Here is a 9,095-nt window from a genome sequence, read left to right on the forward strand (position 1 = left end):
AAAAGTTTTCCAACTACAAGAGAACTTGTTTCGGTAGTTTGGCAGGATGATAAAACCAAGAGTTATTACAATTACTACTGCAATTTTGAAGCCTTTGAATTTTTACTTCATTCAAATAAACTCTGTTGTGTATTAGCACTGCCAACAGGTTCTACCCAATGCATTTTTACCGATTTGCTGTAGTCTTCAAACCTTGTTCCCACTGCTTTCCAGCCGGTAACTTCTATGTTCTTCCCAATCTTATATTTTATTTTTTGGGTTTGATCGCCGCGCCCTTTTTCAAAATGCAAAACCGGGTCTTCAATAGTTGTTGCTGTTTCAAGCCGGATGTTTTTATCTTCTTTTAGGAAGAAGAATTTATTGTGCAGGGTTGACGTTTCAATTTTAAAACGCTTTACAAAATATTGCTTCTTATCAAGATCAGCATATACAGCGGTGATAACTTTCTCCGGTTCAAATTTTTCTATTAATGTTATTTTTTCTGCATCGAAGCGTTGCGTTAATTCAAGGTCAGTTAGTTCATAACTGCCATCCTTATAGATCACTAAAATTTTATCTTCTGCTTCGAAGCTGCCCAACAAAATGCCCTGCCTGTCGGCAGGCAGGCTTTTTACATCACTTATTAATCTTCCATACACATTATCAAACCAAAGCTTTCTGCCGGCTAAAGTGGCTGCCCCTTTTTCTTTGAATTTTACAGTGCGTACAGGATACTTGGTAACCTGGTTGCCCATGCTGCTCCTGCCTTTTATATCAAGCGTTTCAAAATAGAAATCAAACTCTTTATTTCGTGCAGAACAGTTAGGGCTTAAAGTTATTTTTACTACTTCTGTTTCGCCGTTAGGATTTACCGATAAATATTGCACCTTGCTTTTATCGCTGCCTTTCGTGAGATCATATTCTTTATCCCGGGTAATGGCAGTTACATTAAAACGCTTGGCATAACTAATGCTCGTTTTGCCGTCAGTATATATGAGGTTGTACGTTGTGCGTTCATCGTTTTTTAAGAAAACAGCCGCATGTATGATGTCTTTGCCAATAAAAGTTTTGTCAGCCACTTTTATCACTTTCATTATGCCGCGTTTGGTAAAGGCGATGATATCATCAAACTCAGAGCAGTCACATAAAAATTCATCCCCGCCTGACTGATCAGATCGGGCAGGTTTCTTTAAGCCTGTCCCGATAAAGCCTTCTTCGCGGTTAATGTATAGTTTGGTATTAGCGATGGCAACCTGTTTTGCCTGTATGGTATCAAACGGTTTTATCTCTGTTTTGCGTTCGCGGCCTTTGCCATATTTCTTTAAAAGGTTTTCAAAGTATGCCACTGCAAAATCAACAAGATTATCCAGGTCATGTTTCACCTGTTTAATGTCTGCCTCAATACCTTTTATCTGTTCGTTGAGTTCGTCAATATCAAGTTTATAAATCCTGCGCACGGGCTTTTCTGTAAGCTTTAAAATATCTTCTCTCGTAACATCGCGTTTTAATTTCTTTTTGAAAGGATCGAATGCCTTGTCAATTGCTGCAATTACTTTCTCCCAGGTTTCGTGTTTCTTCTCCAGCTCTTTATAAATCTTTTCTTCAAAGAATATTTTTTCGAGTGAAGTATAATGCCATTTATCTTCCAGTTCGCCAAGCTTAATTTCCAGTTCGCGCTTTAAAAGGTCTTTTGTTTTATCAACAGAAATCTTAAGCAGGTCGTGAACGCTGACAAACCTTGGTTTTTGGTCAACTATTACGCAGGCATTGGGTGAAATGCTTATCTCGCAATCGGTGAAAGCATATAGCGCATCAATCGTTATATCGGGCGAAATGCCGGCAGCCAGTTCCACCAGTATCTCTACGTGCTTTGCCGTGGCATCTGTAACTTTTTTTATTTTGATCTTACCCTGGTCATTTGCTTTTACAATAGAATCCATCAGGGTTGATGTGGTAATGCCATAAGGAATGCTTTTTATGATCAGCGTTTTCTTATCGCGTTCTTCAATGGCAGCGCGCACCCGGATTTTACCGCCGCGCTTCCCCTCGCTGTAATTGCCGGCATCCATCATGCCGCCTGTTTGAAAATCGGGCAGCAATTCAAACTTTTTGCCGCGTAAATATTTTACGGATGCTTCGCATATTTCAATAAAATTATGCGGTAATATTTTGGTGGATAAACCAACCGCAATGCCTTCTGCGCCCTGCGCCAGCAGCAATGGAAATTTCATGGGCAGCGTAATGGGTTCCTGCTTTCTTCCATCATAGCTCAGTTGCCATTCGGTGGTTTTGGCATTAAAAGCCACTTCCAGGGCAAACTTGCTTAAACGCGCTTCAATATATCTTGGCGCAGCCGCATCGTCGCCTGTTCTTACATCGCCCCAGTTTCCCTGCGTTTCAATCAGTAATTCTTTCTGGCCCATATTCACCAGTGCATCGCCAATGCTGGCATCGCCATGCGGATGGTATTGCATGCTTTGCCCGATGATGTTCGCCACCTTATTAAAACGCCCGTCGTCCATTTCTTTCATGGCATGCAGTATGCGGCGCTGCACCGGTTTTAACCCGTCTTCAACAGCCGGTACGGCACGCTCCAGAATTACATACGATGCATAATCCAGAAACCATGTTTTATATTGCCCCTGCACCCCTGTTTCATTTGCTGTACTGTTTTTTTGTTCTGCCATTTCTTGTTTGTTTATCTTTAATCGTAAAATTCAAACAAATATTTTTCGTCATATTCAATATTGAATTTTATTAGGAAGTCAACATATTCCTCTTTAAAGGTTTTCTTTTTATGATGTTCAGGCTGGTTTAAAATATAGTGTATCACTTTATCAAGGGAAGACTTTGAATAGCTGAAGGCGCCATACCCCTGTTGCCAGTAAAACTGATTCAGCCAATTTTTTTCTTTAATGAAATTACCGGATGAATTTTTTATTTCTTTTACAAGGTCTGATATAGGCTGATCCGGATTGAGCCCTGTTAAAAGATGAATATGATCCGGCATGCAATAAATAGCCAATGGTTTATGATTTTTATTGCGCACAATGCCGCAAATATATTTCTCCAGTTCATTCCGGAACGATTCTTTGATAAAATTATGCCTGCCTTTAACAGCAAAAACCAATTGAATATACAGTTGTGTAAATGTATCTGGCATGGTTGATGAAGATGCGGCTTCTCCGAAGCCGTGGTTAGAAAAAACTTGTTATTGCTACTACAAAGATATGGCTCCTCCGGAGCCGGGCGATATTACAATCTTAATCGTTTTCATGTGCAATAGTATGTTGCTCAGTTGCCTGAAAGAACAGCGGAGTGCATTCAATATTTCGCATAACCATAATATTGTATGCTTCCATTGCCCCGGAAGGGCAGCATCTTTGTAGCAGTGCGATTACATAAGTTAACACCGCTCCGGAGGAGCGGCCTCTTCTCCCATTTATTATTTCTTCTCTTTTCCAATCTTTCCCAAATGCGTATCTGAAAAGCCTGTAAAATATTTCAGGCCATAGCCAAAAAACCTGTCCATGCTTGAATGGCCAAAGAGCACTATTCCAACCAATTCCACTACTTCGTTACCAACGTACAATCCGGCAACATAGATCATTAATGCAACCGCTTTGTGATGAAAAATATTATAAATAACAGCGCCGGTTTTATTGCCGCTGGCATAACCAAGAAAGCTAATATCGGGCATTAAAATCAAAACAGGGAACCACCACCATGCAAATGACAGTTTTGAAAATAAGAACAGGCTGAATAAAAACATGGCCGCCTCTTCGATCCTGATAGTTTGTTTCATGCTCATGCATTTAAATCTGCTTCTTTGTTTATTTCTTCCGCAGCGCCCGGCAATTTCAGGCTAATCTCTTTCCAGCCATTATTCCAGTTGCCAATTAATTCTGTTTTCCCGTCATTAGCCAGTTCTTTCATGCGCCAGGCTAAAAATGCATCACCGGTATGCACTTTCATCTTAGTAAATAAAACCTGAAATATTTTGTTCAGCTTTTGTGCTTCTTTTGTTAGCGCAGCCATAATCTTATCATCATAAAAAGATGCTTCTTTGCTCAGGATTTTTTTGCCGCCATCCAGCGTTCTTACGATACCATTTTCGCTGCATAATTTTTTCCATTCATCCACATCTAATTCAAATTCGCTGATGGTTACAGGCCTTGCTAATTTCTTTGCTTTGATAAACTCTTTTGGCGGAATTTCAAACAAATCAATGGGGTAGAAAATGCTTCCTTTATCGTTTATGAACGGAAGATTATTTAATGAGAGAATGTAAATGCGCCCTTCAAATTCTTTCAGTTGATTTATTAACCAATAGTAACCGCAAACATCGTGCTGGTTAGGCGCCATCCATATCCATGCCTGTTCCGTTTCATCTTTCAGTTTTTCCTGTAGCTGGTGCACCGTAAGCTTGTCATCTACAATATCCAACTGTTCCGTATATGGCGAATTTTCCAACACTTTTTTCCACCAGTCTCTCCTTGTTTGGTAGCCTTCTGTTTCATAAATATCGGCAATGGGCCCCACGGCAAAATCATCTTTAATATGAATGATTTCACCCTGTAATGCTGCGTCCAGTTCAATAGCCTTTTTTAAGGTTTCAATATCTGCCTGTTGAAAAACAATGTGTATCATACCTCTATCTTCTAAAAAGAAATTTAATGTTAGTAAATTATTTCTTTCCCTGCGGTTATTAAAGTAATACTGCAAGCTGCTGCGAAAATTTTTGCAGGGTGCTAAAATAGCGGCATCACAGGTACGAAAATGTACAAATGTGCATTTGTTGATAAAAAACCGGCAGGCATTTGAAATGTTTTTAAACAAAAAAAGAAGTTGCGGGTTTAAAGTTTACCCATATATGAAAGTTTGTGCGCGTTTTTTACTCTCTGCCTAAGGCTTTCCCGGATAAATCCAAACTGTTTTGCTAAACGCTTGTTTGTTTATTTCTTACTATCTGTTTTAATTCATCTTTAAGAAAACCCTTTAAGCTTAAATCTTCATCAAGTAAAGGCCAGTGAGCACCTGTTCCATCAGAAATAAGTTCATATTTAATCAGTGATTTTGGATCTGCATTAAATAAGCTTTTATAAGAAGACAGCTTTTGGTGTAAAACAGCTTTCGTGTTTAAAATAATAAACATTAGATCCTGCTCAGGATGAAATTCTATAGCTTTTATGCGTAAACCTTCTTCGTGTATCAGCGAGTCTATTGTATCAAATTTATTGATTGAAGTATGCATTCCATTTTTGAATAATCAATTCGTAATTAAAATTTATTTATAGCTTACGCGCCCGCATCTTCCTTTGCTTTTAAGCTTTTAATAAAATCGAGCGCTTCCGATACCACATCGCACATAATTGTGATCAAAGAGCCGGGTTTTGCATTGTTATACGCATGCAAAATAGCATCGTGTTCATTATAAATTATTTCAATGGGAATTTCTTTTGTTCTGGCTTCATTAATGCCTTCAACCAGTAAGTTCACAATTTCTGCTGCGGTACGGCCGCGTAAGTTTTTATCGCAGCGGATAATGATCTCATCAAAATATTTTGCTGATAACCTTCCTAACTCGCGAATATCTTCATCCCGCCTGTCGCCGGTTCCGCTTATGATGCCCACCTTGGGCGAACCATCTATCTTACTTACAAAATTGCCCAGCAGTTCAAGGCCGGCGGGATTATGTGCAAAGTCGGCAAGAAACCTGCATTTCTTAAATTCAAACATATTCAGCCTGCCCGGCGTTAATGCAGGCGAAGGCACAAATGTGGCTAAACCTGTGCGTATGTCTTCAATCGAAATATCCCTGAATAAGTAAGCCGCCAGCACAGATGGCAAGGCGTTCATGATATTGTGAATGGCTTTGCCGTCAAATGTTATGGGAATATCGTTTACTTTCAGCACGCGTATCTTCCATGTGCCTTTTAAAATGGTGATATAACCATTTTCATATACTGCGCCATAGCCGCCATCTTTACAATGCTTCTTTATACGTGGATTGTTCTCATCCATACTGAAAAAAGCCACATTGCAATCGAGGTTGTCTTTCATTTTATAAACAAGGTCATCGTCTGCATTCAATATGGCGAAACCGCCCTCCCGCACCGTTTCGGGCACCACGCTTTTTACACGCGCCATTTGTTCCAGCGTGTTAATGCCTGCAAGCCCCATGTGGTCTGCCGTTACATTGGTAACAATAGCAACATCGCATTTATCAAAGGCCAAGCCCGATTTTAATAAACCGCCCCTTGCATTTTCCAGCACCGCAAAATCAACGGTAGGGTCGCTTAATACAAACCGCGCACTTACAGGCCCGGTGCAATCGCCCTTCATCATTAACTGGTTTTGAATATAAACGCCATCACTGGTGGTATAGCCCACTTTTTTACCCGCAGCTTTGCAAATATGCGCCGTTAGCCTGGTGGTGGTGGTTTTACCATTGGTGCCGGTAATAGCTATAATCGGGATGCGGCCTGTTGTGCCTTTTGGAAACAGCATATCAATAACGGGCTCTGCCGCATTTCTTGCAATGCCTTCCGAAGGCTCAACATGCATGCGGAAACCCGGCGCTGCATTTACTTCAAGAATGGCGCCGCCGTTTTCTGTAACAGGCCTTTTCAGATCGGGGGCCATTATATCAATGCCGCAAATATCAAGGCCAATGATGCGGGCAATGCGCTCGGCCATAAATATGTTTACAGGATGCACTTCATCTGTAACGTCGGTTGAAGTGCCGCCGGTTGAAAGATTAGCCGTTGGTTTTAATAACACCAGTTCCTCTTTTGCAGGAATAGTTTCCAGTATATAACCTTTTTCATCCAGCATTTTCTGCGTGAACTGGTCAATGGTTATCTGCGTTAAAACTTTTTCATGTCCATAACCGCGGCGCGGGTCTTTATTGGTGTCATCAATCAGCCATTGAATAGTATGCTCGCCATCGCCCACAATGCTTGCAGGCGTTCTTAATGCTGCGCATATAAATTTATAGTTGATGACCAGCACGCGAAAATCAAAACCGGTAATAAATTTTTCAACGATCACGCTGTGGCTGTATTGTTTGGCTGCTTCCAGCGCTTTTACCGCCTGCTCCCAGGTAGTAATGTTGGTGGTATTGCCTTTGCCATGATTGCCGTCAATGGGCTTTATCACCAATGGATAGCCATATCTTTCCACAGCATCTTTCAGGCCTTCTTCGCTGCGTATAACCGTGCCTTTTGGCACAGGTATTTGTGCCGCATCCAGCAGGTTCTTGGTTTCTTCCTTATCGCCTGCAATATCCACGGCAATGGTTGATGTGGTGCTTGCAATGGTTGCCCTTATCCGTTTCTGGTGCACGCCATAACCCAGTTGTACAAGACTTTGTTTGTTCAGGCGAATAAAAGGTATGCCGCGTTTAACCGCTTCATCCACTATAGAACCAGTTGATGGCCCCAGCCTTGTATCTTCCCGTATTTCCCGCAGCCGCTGAATATCTTCTTCAAGGTTATATGGCTGCGCATCAATCAATGCCTGCGCTATGCGCACTGAGGCTTTGGCTGTATAAACGCCGGCATCTTCTTCCATATAATCAAACACCACAAAATATTCACCTTCCTTGCCTGTGCCGCGCGTTCGGCCAAAACCGCAATCCATGCCGGCCAGCGTTTGCAGTTCCAGCGCAATATGCTCAATTACATGGCCCATCCAGGTGCCGTCTTTCACACGGCTGAAAAAACCGCCGGGCTTGTCTTCACTGCAGCGGTGCTCATACAGGCTTGGCATAAGTGTTTGCAGCCGCTCGGGGAAACCATCAATGGTATTGGTAGGGCGCTGCTCCATCTCTTCAAGGTCAAGCGTCATTTGAATAAGTTTGGTACGGCGTATGCTCCAGTAATTGGGCCCTCTTAAAACTTTTATTTCGCGGATTTTCATTGAATGCGTTTTAGTTTTTTAATTGCCGGATGCAATGTTGTCTGTGTATGCTGATAATGCAATAATCACGGCCTGTTTTTTAAGCTTCGCTTATTTTAGTTTATGTAATGAGCTGCTGTATTTTCTGTAAGCACGGTTGCGTCGCACACTGCAACAGTTGATATTTTTTTCGGCAGTAACCTGTTTGCAATATAACTTTTCCGCAACTAACAATCAGGATTGTTTTGGCTGAACGTGTTTAAAGTATGCTGCCATGCAGGCATGCGAATATTACCAAAAAGCAACAGGGCGGTATACGATTGCGGTTAATTAAACTGTATAACGGGCTGTGTAAAAATTAATGTTTTTCCACAAAGCCACTCAGATACGAAAAAGTTAAGCTTTAAAATCAAGGCCTTTGAGGTTTGGTGGCATATCTGCTAAACCGGCCTTTTAAGACGGCCTTAATGGTTATTGAATGGAGAAATTATTCTGTTCTGTCTTTTTTATATCAATTACATAAGTGTGCGTCCATTTATCATGCCAGGGCCTGCCACTGAAAGCGCTGAAAGGCTCAAACGGAACGATGCGGCTGAGTGTGCGCAGTAAAGCTGTGTTTGCATCTATCAGGGTGCCATCTTCATTTACTGCTTTTGTGCCGGTGATAAATTTGCCGATAGTACGCCCTTTAAAAACTATTTCGCATACACAGTAATAAAGGATCAATACAAGCAAGGCAATAAGTTCTAATTTTAATGTGAATGCTGGCTCGCTGCTTACTGCACGCATTTCATATATCTGTTGTGCAAACAGCATTCCCAATAAAAAACATAACAGGTAAAATATAATTAAGTCAATCAGATAATTCAGGAAACGTTTTCCGGCACTTGCAGGTACAGGCTGAAATTCAACATCGGTTAGCAGGGTTTCTGGTTCCATAGTAAAGCAATTAAATTAAGGGTACAATAATAAGATATTATCAATAATTTCAGAAATAATCGGGCGCATTTTAAATTTTCGCAGGTGGGTGTCCCACAATAGCCGTCAACTTAGGAGAAACACGATTAATAAAAGACCCCGAATGGGGTTTAATTTAAATAGCCATCGGTGCGACCGGTGGGCAAATGAAACGGTTTTGATATTGAACCCGCTGCGGCGGGTTCAACAAAAACTTCGACATTTTTACCGTGAGTTTCGCTCACGGCTATTCAAAT

The 9,095-nt window shown here is 41.2% G+C and carries 7 protein-coding genes; all 7 read right to left on the reverse strand.

Annotation, left to right across the window (positions count from 1 at the left end; translation table 11 throughout):
* Positions 1-107 precede the first annotated feature (107 nt).
* The 7 genes from QM629_RS06600 to QM629_RS06630 all read right to left on the reverse strand — a co-directional run bounded on the left by QM629_RS06600 (position 108) and on the right by QM629_RS06630 (position 8,820).
* Positions 108-2,666: a DNA gyrase/topoisomerase IV subunit A gene (locus QM629_RS06600; protein WP_415158433.1), complete on the reverse strand. Its 2,559-nt coding sequence runs from the start codon at positions 2,664-2,666 to the stop codon at positions 108-110.
* A gap of 17 nt (positions 2,667-2,683) precedes the next feature.
* Positions 2,684-3,142, reverse strand: a complete 459-nt coding sequence (gene tnpA, locus QM629_RS06605; RefSeq protein ID WP_415158435.1) for an IS200/IS605 family transposase — start codon at positions 3,140-3,142, stop codon at positions 2,684-2,686.
* Positions 3,143-3,424: 282 nt separating this feature from the next.
* Complete coding sequence (locus QM629_RS06610; protein ID WP_415158437.1) at positions 3,425-3,784, reverse strand: DUF4260 domain-containing protein; 360 nt, start codon at positions 3,782-3,784, stop codon at positions 3,425-3,427.
* 2 nt (positions 3,785-3,786) lie between these two features.
* A complete protein-coding gene (locus QM629_RS06615) occupies positions 3,787-4,629 on the reverse strand; it encodes a DUF1835 domain-containing protein (RefSeq protein WP_415158439.1) in 843 nt (280 codons plus the stop codon).
* 289 nt (positions 4,630-4,918) lie between these two features.
* Positions 4,919-5,233 (reverse strand): DUF2442 domain-containing protein, encoded by a 315-nt coding sequence (locus QM629_RS06620; RefSeq protein WP_415158441.1) that lies wholly within the window; start codon positions 5,231-5,233, stop codon positions 4,919-4,921.
* 44 nt (positions 5,234-5,277) lie between these two features.
* The gene (gene cphA, locus QM629_RS06625) at positions 5,278-7,902 is read right to left on the reverse strand and encodes a cyanophycin synthetase (protein ID WP_415158443.1); all 2,625 of its coding nucleotides are present in this window, start codon (positions 7,900-7,902) and stop codon (positions 5,278-5,280) included.
* 450 nt (positions 7,903-8,352) lie between these two features.
* Positions 8,353-8,820, reverse strand: coding sequence for an RDD family protein (locus tag QM629_RS06630; protein ID WP_415158445.1), 468 nt, complete (start codon positions 8,818-8,820; stop codon positions 8,353-8,355).
* Positions 8,821-9,095 lie beyond the last annotated feature (275 nt).

The organism is Parafilimonas sp., from assembly GCF_047606085.1.
In the GTDB taxonomy this organism is placed as follows: Bacteria; Bacteroidota; Bacteroidia; order Chitinophagales; family Chitinophagaceae; genus Parafilimonas.